The sequence below is a fragment of the Paenibacillus sp. J31P316 genome (genome assembly GCF_056269105.1).
In genome coordinates this window covers 1,090,835-1,108,929 of sequence record NZ_JBWDNI010000001.1, presented here as the reverse complement: position 1 = coordinate 1,108,929, position 18,095 = coordinate 1,090,835, and the positions used below count along the sequence as shown (strand labels likewise).

Genomic DNA, 18,095 nt, shown 5'->3' with positions numbered 1-18,095 from the left:
GTGATGACCATGAATCTCTACCGTCCGATCTACCATTTTCTCCCCGAGAAGAATTGGATGAACGATCCGAACGGACTGCTGTATTTTAACGAGGAATACCATCTGTTCTACCAATACAACCCCGACGCGGATCACTGGGATACGATGCATTGGGGGCATGCCAAGAGCAAGGATCTGGTCCACTGGGAGCATCTGCCGATCGGACTCTATCCTTCGCACGAGCTGGGCGAAATCCACTGCTACTCCGGCTGTGCCGTTAACGATGACGGCGTGCCGACCATTCTGTATACGAGCGTGGGACAAGGCGAACGCAGCGCAATGGACGGTCCGGAGCAATGGCTGGCGACCAGCCGGGACGGGATGGTGAGCTGGGATAAACACCCGACCAATCCGGTGCTGGCCTTAGAGGCGCATGGCGACATGGTGATCAAGGAATGGCGGGATCCCTTCGTATGGAAAGAGGGAGACATCTGGTACATGGTGGTCGGCGGCATTCATGAGGGCAAGGGCTGCGCGTTGGCGTACAGCTCCTCGAATCTCTTGGAATGGCGGTATTTGAACCTGCTGTGCAAGGGTACGGAAGGGATCTGGGAATGCCCGAATTTCTTCAAGCTCGGGGATAAACATGTGTTGGTCTACTCGCCAGGGGGGCAGGTCAAGTATTTGACGGGGACCTGGAATTCGGATTATAGCTTTACACCTGAGATCAGCGGAGCGCTGGACGCCAACGGATTCGAAGGATTCTATGCGCCGAACAGCATGATAGGTCCGGATGGCAGGCGTCTAATGTGGGGATGGATTCCGGAAGCGGACCGGCGGGAATTCAAAGGAAATGCGGGCTGGGCCGGCATTCAATCCATTCCGCGCGTGCTGAGCCTAGGTGCCGACGCTACGCTGCGCATGGCACCTGCCGCTGAACTGCAAATGCTGAGAAGGAACGGCATTCAGCTGGATGAGAAGCAGGTCTCAGGCGAGGAGACGCTGTCGATTCGCGGGCGGGCATTGGAATTGACCGCCGAATTTCAACTGGCCTCCGATGCGCCGTCCTTCGGTATCAAGCTGCTTCGTTCTCCGGGCGGCGAAGAAGAGACCGTAGTGACGTTCGATCCGGCTAACGGTACCGTCTCCATCGACCGCACTCGTTCGAGCCTGTCGGACGAGCCCAACCATTCGATCGTAACGGGCGAGCTGGACTTCGCCGCCGAGAGCGAGCTCAAGCTGCATCTCTTCCTGGACCACTCCGTGCTGGAAATATTCGTCAACGATAAGCTGTGTCTGACGGCTCGGGTCTATCCGACGTTGGAATCCAGCGACGGGGTAAGTGTCTTCGCTGCGGATCGACAGGGAGTGTTGGCGCGCACGCTTAACGTGTGGGAAATGGCATCGATTTGGGAATAGACGATGCGGAATCGTTGCTTGTTTTCGCGGGAGTCATTTGAAGGACTTATAATTTTAGTTGGGGCTGCCGATTTCGGCGGCCTTTTTAATTTATTGAAATACATCACATACTATCCTCAGAAAAATGAGGAGGTTGATAAAATGCAAAAACAAGTTATAGCGTTGGTATTGGTACTTTGCGTGTACTTGCTAGGTTCAAATGCAGCGGTCGCAAATAATGATCCATCCGTCAAGTTGATTTCAACGTACATCCAAGCCATAAACGACAAGAACTGGTCCGGAATTCCAACGTTATGGGTGTCGGGTCAACGCGAGACGCTTATTGGCTTTTTAAGCGATGATTATAATAAAGAAAGTCGTCTAGGGCTATTCAACATTAAGAAAGCAGATCTGGTGAATGTGAAGCCTATTCCCTATGAATACGGCAGGCTGAATTTGCCTACCCGTTATATCGAATCCTTTCCAGATCCCCAGGTTTATTATGTCGCTGTCGACTATGTGGTCCACAGGGAGGATAAGTACCATATCAATGGGGCGAACTACTTTTATATCGTTACCGTTTCGGAAGGCGGAACAAGAAGAATTGCGTTAACCCCGCATGTTCAAGTGAATCAATTAATTGAAGATGGGTATGGCTTTGGAACGGCTGACGAAAAGACGTTTACGGAGCGGCGATTGAGATTCAATCATTAAGTGTTCTCACACCACTCTTGAAAAGTAGAAAGTGCCCCCCATGCACTACATGGCCGCGGAATCGGGGAAATCGGGCAAAGATCTGTTCCCCGTACACTACATGACCACGTGCTAAGTTCCAGCGGCATCCCACCACATTCACACGTCTTCTCCACCTCCCCAACTGCTTCTCCTGCCTCCCCCGACAACCTTTCAAGATTTTCATACCCATACATCAAAAATTTAATGAACAAAATCGCCGTCAGCCACTATAATTACAGGCATGGCTTTATTCGGCTTTGCTATTTTACGTGAGCCGCACTCGGCTTTGCTCATTCGCGAGCAGCATTCGGCGGTTACCATTAACGATGGCGAGACAAGGGGATTAGGGCAGATGAAGACGAGCAAGAGCTTTTCGAGGATGACCCACACGCTGTTGATCCCGTATCGCTTCATTACGAGATCCCTGTATCGCAAAATTTGGTTTTGCTTCTTCGTGACCATCACGATTACGGTCATCGCGCTCGGCTTGGATTATTACGTGCAAACGTCCTCCGATATTAAGGACCGGGCGATCGGCAACATGGAGCTGATCAGCAGCCAGTCCGCCGCGACGCTGGAATCGTACATGTTGAACGTCAAGAATTTCGCCTGGGAATATTTCGGGGACAAGGATTTTCAGCAGTTCGTCAAAGACCTGGGCGCGGATCCCGAGACGTACAGCCATTATTCCACCAAATTCAGCCAGTTTCTGTCCCGCAATCCCGTTGCGGACCTGATCATGGTCAGTCAGCTGAACGGCGGCAACCGGCTGACCTCCGGCGGTCTCAGCAAAGCAAGCAGTCTCGATAGCGACTTCGATCAATTGAAAAAGATTGCAGTCGCGAATGACGGCAAAGGCGTCTGGCTGCCCACGGTCGCCGTCGATCCGCGGACGAAGAAATCCACGAAGACGCTGATCTTCGTTCAAGCGGTGAAAACGATCGATTTCAACTCGGATAACCCCGTCGTCGGGGTGATGTTTATTCGGCTCTCTTCCGATTTCATCAAAGGCTGGCTGGGCGAGATCGGCAACGAGGAGCAAGGCCAGTACGCGCTTGTCGATTCCAAGGGCAGCAAGGTCATGTTCGCGCTCGACGAGAAACAGCAGGGCGAGCGGTTGACCGGTCTCGACCCGTTATTCGCGTTCAGCTACCACGTGAATTCCCGATATCTCTACGCCGATCATCAGGGCGAGAAAACGCTGTTCGTCTCCAACAAGCTTGATAATACGTCTTGGGTACTCGTCGGGCAGGTACCCCTCAGCGTGCTGCTGAAGCAGGTGAACGAGCTCGCGCTTCGAACGCTGATCATCGGCGCACTCTGTCTGCTCGGAGCGATGATTATTGCCAGCATCCTCTCCTCCAAGATCATTACGCCGCTCAAGCAGCTGAAGAAGGGAATCATCTCGATCGAGAAGGGCGATTACAACATCTCCGTCCCGGTATCCTCGAAGGATGAAATCGGCTATTTCGTCAGGCGCTTCAATCAGATGGCCAAAGAAATCAATATGCTGATCGTCAAAGTGTACGAAGCGGATCTCGTCAAGAAGGATGCGGAGATCAAGTCGCTGCAATCGCAGATCAATCCGCATTTTCTGTACAATACGCTCGGCATGATCGACAGTCTGGCGGCCTTGCACGATGATGACCGAATCAGCATGATCAGCTCCAACCTGGCCAAAATGTTCCGTTATAACATCAGTGCCGGCCATATGTCCACGCTTCAAGCGGAAATCCGCCAGCTCGAAATTTACTTGTCCATCCAGCAGGTCCGGTTCGCGGACAGGCTCAGCTATTCGATCGAGATGGAAGAGGGGCTGCAAACGATCCTGACTCCGAAGCTGCTGCTCCAGCCGCTCGTGGAGAACAGCTTCATGCACGGCATTGACCATTTGCCCGCGGGCGGTGAGATCTGGATCCGGGCTTACAGCCTGTCCGATACGGATGCCGCCATAACCGTGTGGAACAACGGGCCGCCGATCCATCCGGAGCGGCTCGCGTCGCTGCAAGCGATGCTCGAGCAGTGCCAGCAGCAGAATTACGCGGGCAATTCCGCGTCGTCCATCGGGTTGTTCAACGTGCAATACCGCATCAAGCTCGTCTTCGGCAACCACTACGGCTTGGTGCTGGACAGCGGCGAAGAGCAAGGAACGACAGTGACGGTACGGGTCAAAAAAATGCGGGTGGAGGAAGCTCACGATGAAATTAATGATCGTCGATGACGAACAATTGATGCGGCAAGGCATCCGCAAAAAAATACAAATGACCGGGCTGCCCTTGACGGTGATCGCGGAAGCGGGCGACGGGATGGAAGCGCTGGCCAAGCTTCGCGAGGAGCAGCCGGATATCGTAATCACGGACATTCGCATGCCGCAGATGGACGGTCTCAGCTTCCTGCAAGAAGCGCTGCAGGCATGGCCGGAGCTGCAATTTATTGTTATCAGCGGCTACGGCGAATTCGAATACGCCAGGAAGGCGATTCAATACGGGGTGACGGACTATCTGCTGAAGCCGGTGGATAAGGAGGAGCTGAAGGAAAGCCTCACACGCATCATGCGCAAGATCGAAAGCCGGCAGCAGCAGCAATCGCTGGGCGAGCAGGTCAAGCATTTGCAAAACCGCAGCGAGGAATCTCTTCGCGACCAAATGCTAAGCAAGCTGATTCAATACGGCGACGATTCGCGGCAGCAGGCAGCCGCAAGGGACGAGCGCATCTTGGAGATGACGAGTGCGTGCAGCTATTTTGCCGCGGTCGTCTTTCAACTGGAGCCTTTCGAGCTTCCGCATCTTTCTTTTCGTCCGGACGACGAGAAGCTGCTGTGGTTCGCGGTGCAGAACATTATTTCCACCGTCCTGGCGGCGACGGGCCGCAACGGGGTGCTCTTCCGCCATGTCATGCACGAGAACGAGCTGGTCTACGTACTCGGCGGACAGACACCGGTAGAAACCGAGTGGCTGCAGCGGGAGCTGGAGCATATTTTGGAGGGCATCCGACGACATTTGAAGCTGGATGCGACAATTGGCTGCGGTACGGCGGTTCGTCAGATGGAGGTCATTCAACAATCGTATCAGCATGCCAAGCAGTCGCTGCGCAACCGGATCATCCATGGCCCAGGACGCGTGTATATGGCAGAGAACGAGTATATGAAGGCCTCTCCGCATTCCATCCTCACCAGGGAGGATGAAGCGTTCCTGCTCAGCTGCTTGAACGAATGCAATGCCGGTGCGATGCACGCCTGGATCGAACAGCGAGTGGAGGCCATCGCCACCGACGGCGGCGTCGCTTTCGCGCATCTCGAGAGCTTCTGCGTGGAGTTCCATCTGCTGCTGCGCAAATATTTGCTGACCCAATCCGGCATCCCCGAATGGATGATCGGCGAGCTGGACGATCTGCTGCACTGGCTGCAGGGATTGGAGCATTGGCGCCAAATTCCGAAGCAGCTCATCGAGATGGTGCACAATATCATCGGGCAATTGTACAAGCTGCGCCATTCGTCCGAATATATCGCGATCGACGAGGTCAAGCTGTTTATCGATCAATCCTTGCATGAACCGCTGAACCTGCAGATGATCGCCGAACGGTTCTTCTTTCATCCGAGTTATTTCTCCCGCCGGTTCAAGGAGCGCTTCGGCGAGAACTTCGTCAACTATCTAACGAACGCCAGAATCCGCAAGTCGGAGCTGCTGCTGCGGGATCCCAACTTGAAAATCCAACAGGTGGCCGAGCTGGTCGGCTTCAAGGATGCCGCGTACTTCAGCAGCGTATTCCGCAAGGCCACCGGCATGACGCCGAATCAATTCCGCGCGCAGAGCGCCGAATGAGCGGCTGACACGGCAGGCCAAGGTAGCCGCGACAGGCACCTTGGCCGTACGTTTAGACCGGTTCGCATGACCTGAGATATAAGCCGTCGGAATCCGTTCCGGCGGCTTTCGCATCACCGGGGAAGCATCGCAACGTCAAGATATTCATACTCCACAAGTACGTTATTTCCATTAACGGACCGTACCTTTCCCGCTATGATTAATTTGTAAGAACAACCAATCAGACATTCCATTAGGAGGTAACGCATCGCATGAAAAAGCATGGGGGAATCAAGAAATCGGCTTCCGTATTGGTAGCTGCCACGATCGTAGCCGGATTGCTGTCCGCTTGCGGATCGGAGAAAGAGGATAATGCGGCTGGAACGAACAATGCCGCCGCGCAGACGAACAATGCGTCCGAAGGCACGAACGCGAATGCAGGTACGAACGCCGGAACGAACGCCGCAGCCAATGCGGGTGACGCCGCGACGGATGCGGTCGTGGAAATCACGGTATGGGATCAGCCTTCTCCGGATGACCCGGCCAAGTCGTTCGTCGAAGAGCAATTCGCCAAATTCGATGCCGCGCATCCGAACATTAAAGTCAAACACGTCGAGGCCTGGCAGCCGGACGTTCGCGAGAAGTTCCTGACGGCGGTTGCCGGCGGCGAAGGTCCGGACCTCTCGTACTCGGCTTTCCCGGACATGCAGGTCTATATTCCGAAGGGCATCGCGGCCGACATTACGGATCTCGTCAACGCTTCGCCGGATAAGGACCGCTTCATCGATGGCGCGTTCAACCTTGCAACCAAGGACGGCAAGATCTACGGTATCCCGAACGACATGTATACGAGCGGTCTGATTTACAATAAGAAGCTGTTCGCGAACGCGGCTATCACGGCTCCTCCGAAGACGTGGGAAGAGTTCGCGGCTGACGCGCAGCTCGTGCAGCAGAAGAACGCCGGCATCGTCGGTTTCGATATCCTCGGCATGGACTGGGCGGATTGGCATTTCGAGTATTACGTATGGCAGGCCGGCGGCGACTTGACGGAGCAGCAGCCTGACGGAACGGCCAAGCTGACGTTCACGTCCGACGCGGCCGTCAAAGCGCTCCAATACTACAAAGACCTGAAATGGAAATATAACGTCACGCAGAAGAACGTCGTGCAGGATATCGGCGAGAACGAGAAAGACTTCTACAGCGGTCGCTCCGCCATGATTATCGGTACGTCCGACAGCTTCACGAACTTCGTGGGCAGAGGCATGAATCCGGACGATATCGGCTTCGCGCCGTTCCCGGCAGGCCCATCGGGCAAAGCCCCTGCTCAAGTCGGCGGCAGCTTCTGGATGCTGAATCCGAAATCTTCCCCGGAGCAGCAGAAGGCGGCGTTCGAATATGCCATGTACTCCATGTCCAAGGAATCGCAGGACGCGCTCGGTCAATTCAAAGTCGACAACGGCCTCGGCGTGCGTCCGTTCACGGTGCTCAAGGACTTCGACGTGACGAAATTCATCAAGGACGTTCCGCAGGACTACCTCGATGCCGTCAATGAATCGGCGAAGGATCAGCACCTGGAGTACTTCCTGAAGAGCAGCCTGAGCAGCTACCTGGTGAAACCGATCCAGAAAGTACTGCTGGATAAGAACGCGGATCCGGCGGCAGAGCTGCAGAAAGCGCAGGATCTGGCTCAGAAAGAAGTTATCGACAAATACAACAACGATCTCAAAGCAGCGAAATAATAACGGCGAACCGACAAATCGGGATTTCCTACCGGAAATCCCGATGGTTTTCATAAGGTAGGTGGAGCGGACATGGGAAATCAAGTGGAGCTGAAACAAGGGACTGCCGCACAGGCGCAGGTGCAGACCCGAACGCGCGCGCGCTTCAAAATTCATTGGACGCCAATTCTGTTCTTGCTGCCGTCCATCATCGTGTTTTTCGTATTCAAGTATTATCTGATTTTCGACGCGATCTACATCAGCTTGTTCAACTACGATATCGTCAACCCGCCCGGCAAATTTGTCGGCCTCGGCAATTATTTCGAATTTTTGAAATCCGAGACGTTCTGGGTGGCGATGAAAAACACGTTCATCTTCTTCCTCTTGTCGGTAGCGATCGTCTTCTGGGTACCGATCGTGCAGGCGCTGTTCCTGTCGCAGGTCAAGCGCTTTAACGGATTCTACCGCGTGCTATATCAGATTCCAGCCGTGCTTCCGGTCGTGGCCGGCGTCCTGCTGTGGAAATGGATGTACAATCCGGACCGCGGTTTGTTCAATTACTTATTGGCCAAAGTCGGCCTGGGACCCTATGGCTGGCTGAACGATTTGCACATGACGAAGTTCGCCATCGTCTTGCCCGGTTTCTTCATGGGAGGCGGAATCGGCGTGCTGCTCTACTACGCGGCGATCAAATCGATCTCGGCGGAATTATTCGAAGCGGCAAAAATCGATGGCTGCGGACCGTGGCACCGCATGGCGATTATCATTCTGCCGAACATCAAGTTCGTCATCTTGATCCAATTCGTCGGCTTTATGTCCGGTGTCCTGCTGTCGTTCGACAATATATTCGTCATGACGCAAGGGGGGCCGGCGGATGCCTCGCTCGTCGTCGCGCTCATGATTCAGCGGACGGCCTTCGTGCAGTCCAGGTTCGGCATCTCGGCAGCGCTGTCCTTCTTCATGTTCATCGTCATCGCCGTGCTGACCGTTCTTCAATTCCGGCTACAAAGAGAGGATGACTAAGAGCAATGAAGAGCCATCGCATCATAGAGAAAGGCGAACGCAAGCTCGCGGTCACCTCTTATATCGTGACGATCGTGTTTATTATTCTGGGCATTCTTCCGCTCCTGTGGATGCTGCTGACGTCCATGATGGACAACGAATCCATCGACGCCACCGTGCCGAAATTCATTCCGGACGTGCCGCGGACGATCGCCATCACGCTCGATTATTCCGGACAGCAGGATCAGAACGAGGATTTCTACCGCAAGGATGCCATGAAAGCGACCTGGTTCCCTTGGATGGCCAACATGCGGGAGAACATCGGGGAAATCAAAGTGACCGGCGTCAAGGATGGGCGCGAGCTGTATAAGTCGAAGACGACCGCGGCGGAATTCTACGTCGGGCAGCCGTTCATCGTACCGACGCAGGTGTTCAACGACAACGTCATGAAAGCCAAGCTGCCGCGCATCAAGGAGAGCGGACTGTCCAAATTCGCCTGGTACGGCCAGGGCAAGCCGTCGGAGATCGAAGCGGCGGGCACTCTGTCGGATCAACCGCTCGGCAAGCAGTTCTTGACCTTCTTCAGCGAGCGCAAGCTGCTGGACGGCAAAGTGACTGCACTGGAGCAATCCCGCAATTGGCTGCGGTTGTTCGACAGCTACCGCAGTCTGAATATTTTGGCCTCGGAAGCCGCGGTCAGCTTCGGATTCTATCACTACTTCTTCAACAGCCTGCTCATCTGTGTCGTCGTCATTGCCTGGCAGCTCGTCTTCGGCGCGATGGCCAGCTACGCGCTGTCGCAGCTTTTGCGCAGCAAGAAGACGAAGTTCGTCGTGCTGATGTATTTCCTCGCGACGATCATGATTCCGGGCGTATCCGTCCTCATTCCGCAATATCTGCTGATGCAGAAGCTGAATCTCGTGGACAATATTTGGGCGGTCATCCTGCCTCACTTTGCTTGGGGCTTCGTCATCTTCTTGTTCAAAGGCTTCTTCGACCAGCTGCCCAAAGAGCTGCTGCAAGCGGCGCGCGTGGACGGCGCATCGGAGCTGAGAACGTTCCTGCGCATCGTCATCCCGATGTCGGTGCCGGTATTTACGATCGTTGCGGTCATGACGTTCATTCCGGTGTGGAACGACTTCCTGTGGCCGTACGTCGTGACGAAATCGCATCACAACTGGACATTTACGGTGGCGATGAACGATATGCAAGGGGGCCGCAATCCGCGAGCCAACTGGATCAGCGCAGGCGGCGTCGTATCGATGATTCCGCTGATGCTCCTCTTCATGGGCACGCAGGGCGCCATCGAGAAAGGCATTAATTTTTCGGGCGTGAAAGGTTGAAGGTTAGAGGTTGAAGGACAAAGGTTGGATGTTAAAAGTTGGCCGGCGAAGGTGAAGCTATCAGGGCAGAGGGGGCGGGAATGCCGCCCTTACTTCAAGGAGGTGATGCCGCAGGCAGGACGTATGCGGGGATGGTCGGGCGACGATCGGAGGGAGGGAAGCGGAACAAAGCGGCTGATCAGTTGAGCTAGCTTGCATCCTGGCATTCTTCAATCTCGAGGAGGTATGAAAGACTTATGAACCGTAAGCGCACCATTTCGTATGCCTTGCTTGTCGTCATGCTTACCGTGCTCTTCTCCGTTCTCAGCCCCGCCGCCGGCGTCAGTGCCTACAGCACGCCCAACTCCAGAGGCGGCATGAATGCTCAGTGGTACTACGGCACGGATGCCGAACTGAACACGGCTGCCGATCAAGTCAAGAATTCCGGCGTCGGGTGGGTCCGTATCGATCTGAGGTGGACGCAGGTTCAGCCGACGAGCGCGACGTCCTGGGATTGGACGTGGCCTGACAAGATGGTCGCCAAGGCGCTCAGCAGAGGCCTGAAGGTCATCCTCGTCGCTTCGTATTCGCCGAGCTGGGCGAACGGCGGCCATTCCGACGAACGCTATTACCCTTCTGACATCAATGCGTGGAAAGCTTTCCTCGACGCTGCCGCCAGAAGATATTTGCCGCAGGGCGCGACGGTGTTCGAGCTGTGGAACGAACCGAACAATTCGCCGCAATCCAGTCCGGCGCTGTACACGAGCAATATCTTGAAGCCGGGTTCGGACGCGATTCGCGCGGCTTCCGTCGACGTGCACGTGCCGGTGACGATTCTGAACGCCGCTTCGGCGTCGTTGATCGGGGTATCCGGAATCGTCGACCCGTACGCGTGGCTGACAGGCATCTATGCGAACGGCGGGAAAGACTACTTCGACGCCGAGGCGGTCCACCCGTATTGCTGGCCGCTCGCGCCGACGACGACAAGCACGTACAATCATCTGCTGCGGACGGTCGAACTGCATGACACGATGGCGGCCAACGGAGACGGTAGCAAGCAAATTTGGGCCACTGAATTCGGATATCCGACGAAAGGGCCGAACACGGTTACGGAGCAGCAGCAAAGCGATTACATCACGAGCGCCTTCCAGGTATGGACGCAGTCGTCGTGGCTGTCGTGGACAGGACCGATGATTCTGTATTCGTATAAGGACGGCGGCGACAGCACGACGGACCCGGAGCTCAATTTCGGCATGATCCGCAACGACTGGACGTTCAAGCCCGTGATGAACCAAATTCCGACGATCATGACGAACACGCCTCCGGCGCCGGCCGTTCCGACATCGGGCTACAACAGCGGTGCGGTCACCCCTCCTCCGGGCAGCGGCACTCCGCTTATTAACGGTTTTGAAAGCGCTTCCCAATGGACGGGCGAAGCAACGGCCGTCTCCGATACGACGCACAAGACCGAAGGTAATCAATCCCTGAAGGTGACCTATGCCGCGTCGGGAGGGTGGAAGAACTACGCCACTGCAATCGCCAGTCCCTACTTGAATTTGGGCAGCGCGACGGAGCTGAAGCTTGACGTGTATCCATTCAGCCAGACGCCCGGCACTTACAGCGAGCCTGTCGATCTCAAGCTGCATGACGTCACCGGCGGCGTTATCTACGAGCAGCAGCTGCCGCATCTGATTGCGAATCAATGGAATACCGTAACGGTTAGCTTGTCGGGCATATCGGCAGCCAACCGTCAGAAGATCGATAACGTCGACCTGTATCTATGGTCCGGTTTCGCTGGCGAGCTTGGCGGACGAACGTCGGTCGCGTATTCCTTCGACAACCTTCGGTACTCGCAGCCGGTCACGGCGATCAACGGGTTTGAAAACGTTTCGCAGTGGGCCGGAGAAGCGACGGGCGTCGCCGATACGGCGCACAAGACGGAGGGCGGTCAGTCCATCAAGGCGACTTATCCGGTCGCCAGCGGCTGGAAGAATTACTATACGAACATCGCCAGCCCTTACCTGAATCTGTCCGGCGTGACGTCGATCAAGCTGGACGTCTATCCGCTCAGCCAGACGCCGGGTACTTACAGCGAACCGATTGCATTCAAGCTGCATGACGTCACGGGCGGCGTTATCTATGAGCAGCAGATTCCTCATCTGCTAGCAAACCAATGGAATACCGTCACGATTACGCTATCCGGCATTTCGACCGCTAACCGTCAGAAGATCGATAATATCGACCTCTACTTGTGGTCGGGCTACACGAACGAGATCGCTGGCCGAACGAGCGTCAGCTATTATTTCGATAATTTGCGCAACGGGTAACTCGCAGCAGACTGCGGCTGTCATGCGGCAGCCGCAGTCCAAATCACCTAACGGAGGTCCCACTATGTTAAGAAAGTTAAGCAGCATCGTATTGTCGGCCAGCTTGCTTCTCGGGGCAAGCGGGCTAAGCATTCTGCCGGCTGGCCGCGCGTTAGCGGCCGAACCGGTTCAGACGCAGGAGGTGCTCCTGAACGGCTTCGAGAACTTGGCCGCCTGGGATGCGAACGACGGCAGCGTCGTCAGAGCCGCGGACACGCAGGACAAGACGCAGGGGGCGCAGTCGATCGGCGTGACGTTCCCTGTTCCTGCCGATAAGGATGAACATGATGAAATCATCGCCGCCTGGCGCGAATTCAGCTGGGATACGTCCGCAAGCACGATCGACCTCTCCGATGCAACGGAATTGAAGGTCGATATCAAACCTGTGGGCGGCACGGCCCCGCTTCATTTCAAATTAATAAACGATGCCAACGAAGGCATCTACGAAAGCGGGATTTCCATTCCGAACGCCGACGCTTGGAATACGTTCGAGCTCGACTTGAGCAGCATTCCTGCCGCCAAACGGGCGGAAGTGAAGAAAGTGATTTTCTACGTCTACAACAAGGACGGGGAAATCAACGGACGCACGTCGCTGAACTTTAAATTCGATAATATGCGGGCAGTCAAAACGATCGATACGACCGTTCCGCTTTCCGAAATGCTCGTGAATGGGTTCGACAACGCCGGTGATTGGGCAGCCAACAATAGCGATATGACTGCAGTTGGCGATACTGTCGACAAGACGGAAGGAAACAAGTCGTATGACGTCACCTTCCCGGCTCCAAGTACGTCAACGGAGAGGTACCGGGAAATTCATTGGAACACCACGGGTTTGCCGGTGGATCTCTCCAACGCCGAGACACTCCAATTCGACCTGAAGCCGGTGGGCACGCCGACGACGAGCGATATGGAACCGCTCCGCTTCAAACTGGATAACGGGACGCAGCCGGCGCTCTATGAGGATGCCATTCCGACCCATACGCTGAATAACGGAAGCAATCCATGGACCGTTACGCCAGGCGCGGATGGCTGGCTGACTTATTCCCTCGACCTTACCAAGGTACAGGGAGACCGGTCCGCGATTCAGTATTTCGTCTTCTATGTGTGGCTCGATGACGGGAATATTGCCGGCAGACAATCGCTGCAATACAAATTCGACAACCTGCGCGTCATGACGCACGAAGTGCAGGGCGTAACCGCTTCGCCGGCACCTGGTGCCGTGACGCCAGGCACAACGATTACGCTGTCTACGACGACAATCGGTGCCTCGATCTACTACACGACGGACGGCACCGACCCGCGAACGTCGGCTACGAAGCAGACCTATGCAGGTCCGATTACGGTGAACGACTCGACGCAAATCAAAGCGTATGCCGAAGTTGCCGGGTCGAAGAGCACCGTATCCACGTATCAGTACACGATGGGGACGGGGACGCCGGGCGAAGAGTTGTTCAACCTGAATAATAACGTCGCGGATACGCTGGACCGCATGGTCGCAGGGCTTAAGAAGGTCGACAGCGTCGATCAGAATGGCTTTGTTACCGATTGGACCGGACAGACGGGCTTCAAGCTTCCTTCCGACGGCAAACAGGTGAAGAAGCTTATCACTTGGAGCGGCGTCGACGATCTATCCGCCGATGTTTCCCTGGCATACGACACGGATAATCTGTACGTGCATGCCAAAGTAAAGGACGATACGCAATTCGATAAAGCAGGCGGCGACATCTGGATCGGAGACAGCATCCAAATGGCCTTCTCCGCGGACGGCTATACGTACGGTCCGGAATACGGCTTCTCCTTCAACGGAGGGTCGCTCAGCAAATTCAGATGGAGCAGCGGCAGCGCCCAGCTGGACGTCGATTCCGTCAAGCTGAAGGCCGTCCGCGACGAGTCGGCCAAAGAAACGACGTACGATATCGTCATGCCTTGGCTGGCCGCGCTGCCAGTGGCTCCGACCGGCAACGTCGCGTTTACGATGCTGGTCAACGATAATGACGGCGGTGGCCGGGAGAGCTTCATCGAGTGGACGCCTGGCATCGGCGTCACGCCTAAGGATGCGACCAGCATGGGTTCGCTGTCGCTTCTCGACGCGACTAAGCCGTGGGCGGCTGCGCTGCACGGGCCGAATGCCGGCGTGACCAATACGCCTTATAATTACGTGCTGACGCTGTCGAACTTCGGCACGGAAGCGGCCGACTTCGCGGTGAGCGTGCCGGCTGCCGATCTGGATACGCATGTCGGCGTACCGGCGGGCAAGGTCGTGAAGAAGACGATTCCGGTGTCGTTCGAGAATACGGGCTCCCAATCGGTAACGGCAACCGTGACCGCGGGCGGGGTTGCGCGGACGGAGTCGATCGACGTATCCGTCCAGCAGAACGGAGATGAACTGACGGCCGCGTTGGATGCGCTGAACGCCAAGCTGCCGGCGCTGGAGGCGCTGTTCGCGCAGGCCAAGGAACAGGGCATTCCCGTCGACTACGAGACGGTGAACCTCGAGGTCATCAAGCAGTTCATCACGTACGGCAAGGACGACATCTCGCACGATTATATTACCCGCGCGAATTACGTCGCGGAAGAGCTGCAGAAGTTGTACACGGAAGCCGAGACGAACCTGAATGCATACCTGAACGGCACGAAACAAGCGAAGGCCGTGCCGGAGTATGTGTCCAGCCAACCGACGATCAGCGGAACGTCCCTGATCGCCGATACGAAGACGTCGGTATCGAGCGATATCATGAAGCGTCCCGTGTTCTTCACGGGCTACGGACACTTCGGCCAAGCACAGAAGGATATTCCGATCTTCAATAACCTCGGTGCCAACATTATTCAGATGGAGATCGGTCCGAACAGCACCGTCATGGCGCCGGAAGCGAACAAAGATGAGGAATACAGCATCTCGACAGACACGATTACGAACAGCGTGCTTCCGGTTCTTCGCAACGCGGAGGAGAATAACGTGGCCGTCAGCCTGCTGTTGTCGCCGCACTATTTCCCTGGTTGGGCCCTTGATAAATGGCCCGATCTCAAGAACGGCAACGCCGGATTCCTGAATTACAACATTAACGATCCTCGGGCGCGCACCGTCGAGGAAGCTTTCCTGCGGACGATCGTCCCGATGGTGAAGGATTACAAGTCGCTGCAGAGCATCGTCATCAGCAACGAGCCGAACTACGATACGCGCACGGATTCGTATGCGGTCGGACCATGGCATGATTTCCTGGAAGACAAGTACGGCGACATCGCCGCGCTGAACGAGCTGTACGGCACGGAGTACGCGTCGTTCGACGACGTGGCCATGCCTGCCGGCAAGCAAGCGACGCTGCCGTATTACGACTGGACGTTATTCAATAACAAGTACTTCTCGGATTGGCATGCGTGGATGGCCGGCATCATCCATGAGCTCGCGCCGAATATTCCGGTTAGCGCGAAAACCATGGCCCGCATCGACGATGCCGTCTCGTACGGCATCAATCAAGAGGACTTCAGCAAGTTTACGACGTTGAACGGCAACGACAACTGGAACTTCTTCAGCAACGTCAGCAGCTACATGGATGAGAACAAGTACTACGATTTGCAGAATTCGATGCGCTTGGCGCCGGTCTTCAATTCGGAGACCCACATCATCTCCGATAAGGATACCGATTATTCGCCGCAGAAGGCGAAGCATGCCGAGACGGCACTGTTCCAGTCGGCGGTACACGGCAAATCCGCCTCGACGATTTGGGTTTGGGAACGGATCTACGATAAGAACAGCGATTTCTACGGCAGCGTGCTGGAACGTCCGGACGTCGTGAAGGCGATCGGCAAGGTCAGTCTTGACCTGAACCGGCTGGCTTACGAAGTCACGGCGCTGCAGAACATCAAGCCGCAAGCGGCCATTCTGTATTCGCTCCCGTCGCTCGTCTATTCCAGCGCTTATAACACGACGCTTGGCGATGCTTACTCAGCTCTGACGCTGAGCGGCCAGAAGGCTGGATTCATCTCGGAGCAGCAAGCGAAGGACGGCGGTCTCTCGGCGTATAAGCTGCTGATCGTGCCGCAAGTGACCAACGTCAGCGCATCCACTTTGACGGCGATCAAAGCATTCGTTGCGAGCGGAGGCAAAGTCATCATCGTCGGCGACGGTTCGCTCAGCAAGAACGAGAACAATCAGCCGCTGAACGCGGACGACCGCAACGCGGTCATCGCCGCTTCGGAGGTCCTCGCGGATTCCTCGGCGATCAAGCCTGCGGTCAGAGAGGCGCTTGCCGATCTGGGTCTGATGAAGGTCGTCCTGAAAGACAAGAGCACGGGAGCGCCGATCGAAGGCGTTGAATGGCAAAGCACCATGTATAACGAAAAGCTGCTGATCGATGTCGCGAATTATGATTCGTCGTCCGCATCCAAGACGATCAGCATCGAAGTGAACGGCAAGCCGATCGGAACGGTGCAAGAGCTCATTAACGGCGGTACGGTCGACACGGGTAATTTCATCTTGGAGCAGGAAAAGCCATATCTGCTCAGCGTCGATATGGGCGGCAGCGGCGGCGGACCGATCGGAATACCGGATCAGCCGAACGTCGTGAAGGATGAAGTAGTCACCGTGTCGCCGAAGCTTGCAAACGGCGTGGCATCGGGCGCCGTTACGGCGGACGAATTGAAGCAAGCGTTGAATGGATCCAAGAAAGACAGCGACGGCAAGCAAACGGCTGTCGTAGAGCTTCAAGCCGTCAATGGCGCAGAAGGCTACGCACTGCAGCTGCCGGCAGCCTTGTTCGGAAGCGCGGAAAGCGCAGACCGTCAAGTAGCGGTCAAAACGTCCCAAGGCACGTTCTTGCTCCCGCTTAGCATGTTCGATGCGAAGGATCTCGAGGGCGTGAGCACGCTTGAGCTGACGATTAACAAAGCCGACTCTTCCGGGCTTGGCGACAACGTGAAGCAAGCAGTCGAAATCGGGTTCAAAGCAGACGGCAAAGTGCTGCACTGGAACAACGCGGATGCGCCTGTCACGATTACGATTCCGTACGCACCTACCGCGGAGGAGCAGTCGCAAACGGACCACTTGGCGATATGGTATATCGACGAAACCGGTCATGCAGTTCCGGTTCCAAGCGGCAAGTATGACAAACAAACCGGTGCGATGGCGTTCCAAGCGACGCATTTTAGCAAGTACGCCGTTGCTTACGTGACACCTGCTTTCACCGACATCAAGACGCTCGCTTGGGCCAAATCAGCGATCGAGACGGTGACGGCGAAGGGCATCATGACCGGCACGAGCGCTTCCTTGTTCAGTCCTAACGCAAGTATCTCCAGAGCGGCGTTCACGGATGCGCTGGTGAAAGCACTCGGTTTGTCCGCGCGCTTCGATACGAACTTCGCCGACGTGCCTTCGACTTCCCCGTATTACGAGTCGATCGGAGTCGCACGCAAGCTCGGTATCGCCAAAGGCAGCGGCAAAGACGCGTTTACCCCGAATGCGCCTATTACACGGCAGGAAATGGCCGCGCTAATCGTAAGAGGGCTGCAAGCTTCCGGTCGAACGGTCGCAGCCGGAACTGCTGCGGATCTGAAGGCGTTCGCGGATGCGCCGCAAGTAGCCGCGTATGCGGTACAAAACGTGGCATCGCTCGTGAAGAGCGGGATTCTGAAGGGAGACGGCAAGAATTTGCTTCCGAAGGGTCAAGTCATGCGGGCGCAGACGGCCGTGTTGATGGAACGGCTGTATAACGCGTAATGGGTAAGGTAATGCTTGAATACGCAAGAGAATGCAGATGACTAATTAGCACTTATGGAACT

Annotated in this window: 9 protein-coding genes; all 9 read left to right on the top strand. The window is 55.8% G+C overall.

Going from position 1 to position 18,095, the window contains the following annotated elements; genetic code table 11:
• Positions 1–9 precede the first annotated feature (9 nt).
• The 9 genes from AC0YNU_RS04845 to AC0YNU_RS04805 all read left to right on the top strand — a co-directional run bounded on the left by AC0YNU_RS04845 (position 10) and on the right by AC0YNU_RS04805 (position 18,033).
• The gene (locus AC0YNU_RS04845; RefSeq protein WP_475753666.1) at positions 10–1,398 is read left to right on the top strand and encodes a glycoside hydrolase family 32 protein; all 1,389 of its coding nucleotides are present in this window, start codon (positions 10–12) and stop codon (positions 1,396–1,398) included.
• Positions 1,399–1,539: 141 nt separating this feature from the next.
• A complete protein-coding gene (locus AC0YNU_RS04840; RefSeq protein ID WP_475753664.1) occupies positions 1,540–2,091 on the top strand; it encodes a hypothetical protein in 552 nt (183 codons plus the stop codon).
• 373 nt (positions 2,092–2,464) lie between these two features.
• Entirely contained in the window at positions 2,465–4,333 is a 1,869-nt protein-coding gene (locus tag AC0YNU_RS04835; protein ID WP_475753662.1) for a cache domain-containing sensor histidine kinase, read from the top strand.
• Positions 4,311–5,933: a response regulator gene (locus tag AC0YNU_RS04830; protein ID WP_475753659.1), complete on the top strand. Its 1,623-nt coding sequence runs from the start codon at positions 4,311–4,313 to the stop codon at positions 5,931–5,933. The genes AC0YNU_RS04835 and AC0YNU_RS04830 overlap by 23 nt, the downstream gene beginning before the upstream one ends.
• A 251-nt stretch (positions 5,934–6,184) precedes the next feature.
• On the top strand, positions 6,185–7,651 hold the full coding sequence (locus AC0YNU_RS04825; RefSeq protein ID WP_475753656.1) for an extracellular solute-binding protein: 1,467 nt from the start codon (positions 6,185–6,187) through the stop codon (positions 7,649–7,651).
• A 72-nt stretch (positions 7,652–7,723) separates the two neighbouring features.
• On the top strand, positions 7,724–8,653 hold the full coding sequence (locus AC0YNU_RS04820) for a carbohydrate ABC transporter permease (protein ID WP_475753654.1): 930 nt from the start codon (positions 7,724–7,726) through the stop codon (positions 8,651–8,653).
• A gap of 5 nt (positions 8,654–8,658) precedes the next feature.
• Positions 8,659–9,975, top strand: a complete 1,317-nt coding sequence (locus AC0YNU_RS04815) for a carbohydrate ABC transporter permease (RefSeq protein ID WP_475753652.1) — start codon at positions 8,659–8,661, stop codon at positions 9,973–9,975.
• 236 nt (positions 9,976–10,211) lie between these two features.
• A complete protein-coding gene (locus AC0YNU_RS04810; protein ID WP_475753650.1) occupies positions 10,212–12,281 on the top strand; it encodes a cellulase family glycosylhydrolase in 2,070 nt (689 codons plus the stop codon).
• A 64-nt stretch (positions 12,282–12,345) separates the two neighbouring features.
• A complete protein-coding gene (locus tag AC0YNU_RS04805) occupies positions 12,346–18,033 on the top strand; it encodes an S-layer homology domain-containing protein (protein ID WP_475753648.1) in 5,688 nt (1,895 codons plus the stop codon).
• Positions 18,034–18,095 lie beyond the last annotated feature (62 nt).

Bases quoted from the DNA above. Each gene is read 5' to 3' on its own strand.
- AC0YNU_RS04810 (WP_475753650.1), top strand. From the start codon at position 10,212: ATGAACCGTAAGCGCACCATTTCGTATGCCTTGCTTGTCGTCATGCTT.
- AC0YNU_RS04815 (WP_475753652.1), top strand. From the start codon at position 8,659: ATGAAGAGCCATCGCATCATAGAGAAAGGCGAACGCAAGCTCGCGGTC.
- AC0YNU_RS04825 (WP_475753656.1), top strand. From the start codon at position 6,185: ATGAAAAAGCATGGGGGAATCAAGAAATCGGCTTCCGTATTGGTAGCT.
- AC0YNU_RS04845 (WP_475753666.1), top strand. From the start codon at position 10: ATGAATCTCTACCGTCCGATCTACCATTTTCTCCCCGAGAAGAATTGG.
- AC0YNU_RS04830 (WP_475753659.1), top strand. From the start codon at position 4,311: ATGAAATTAATGATCGTCGATGACGAACAATTGATGCGGCAAGGCATC.
- AC0YNU_RS04805 (WP_475753648.1), top strand. From the start codon at position 12,346: ATGTTAAGAAAGTTAAGCAGCATCGTATTGTCGGCCAGCTTGCTTCTC.
- AC0YNU_RS04820 (WP_475753654.1), top strand. From the start codon at position 7,724: ATGGGAAATCAAGTGGAGCTGAAACAAGGGACTGCCGCACAGGCGCAG.
- AC0YNU_RS04835 (WP_475753662.1), top strand. From the start codon at position 2,465: ATGAAGACGAGCAAGAGCTTTTCGAGGATGACCCACACGCTGTTGATC.
- AC0YNU_RS04840 (WP_475753664.1), top strand. From the start codon at position 1,540: ATGCAAAAACAAGTTATAGCGTTGGTATTGGTACTTTGCGTGTACTTG.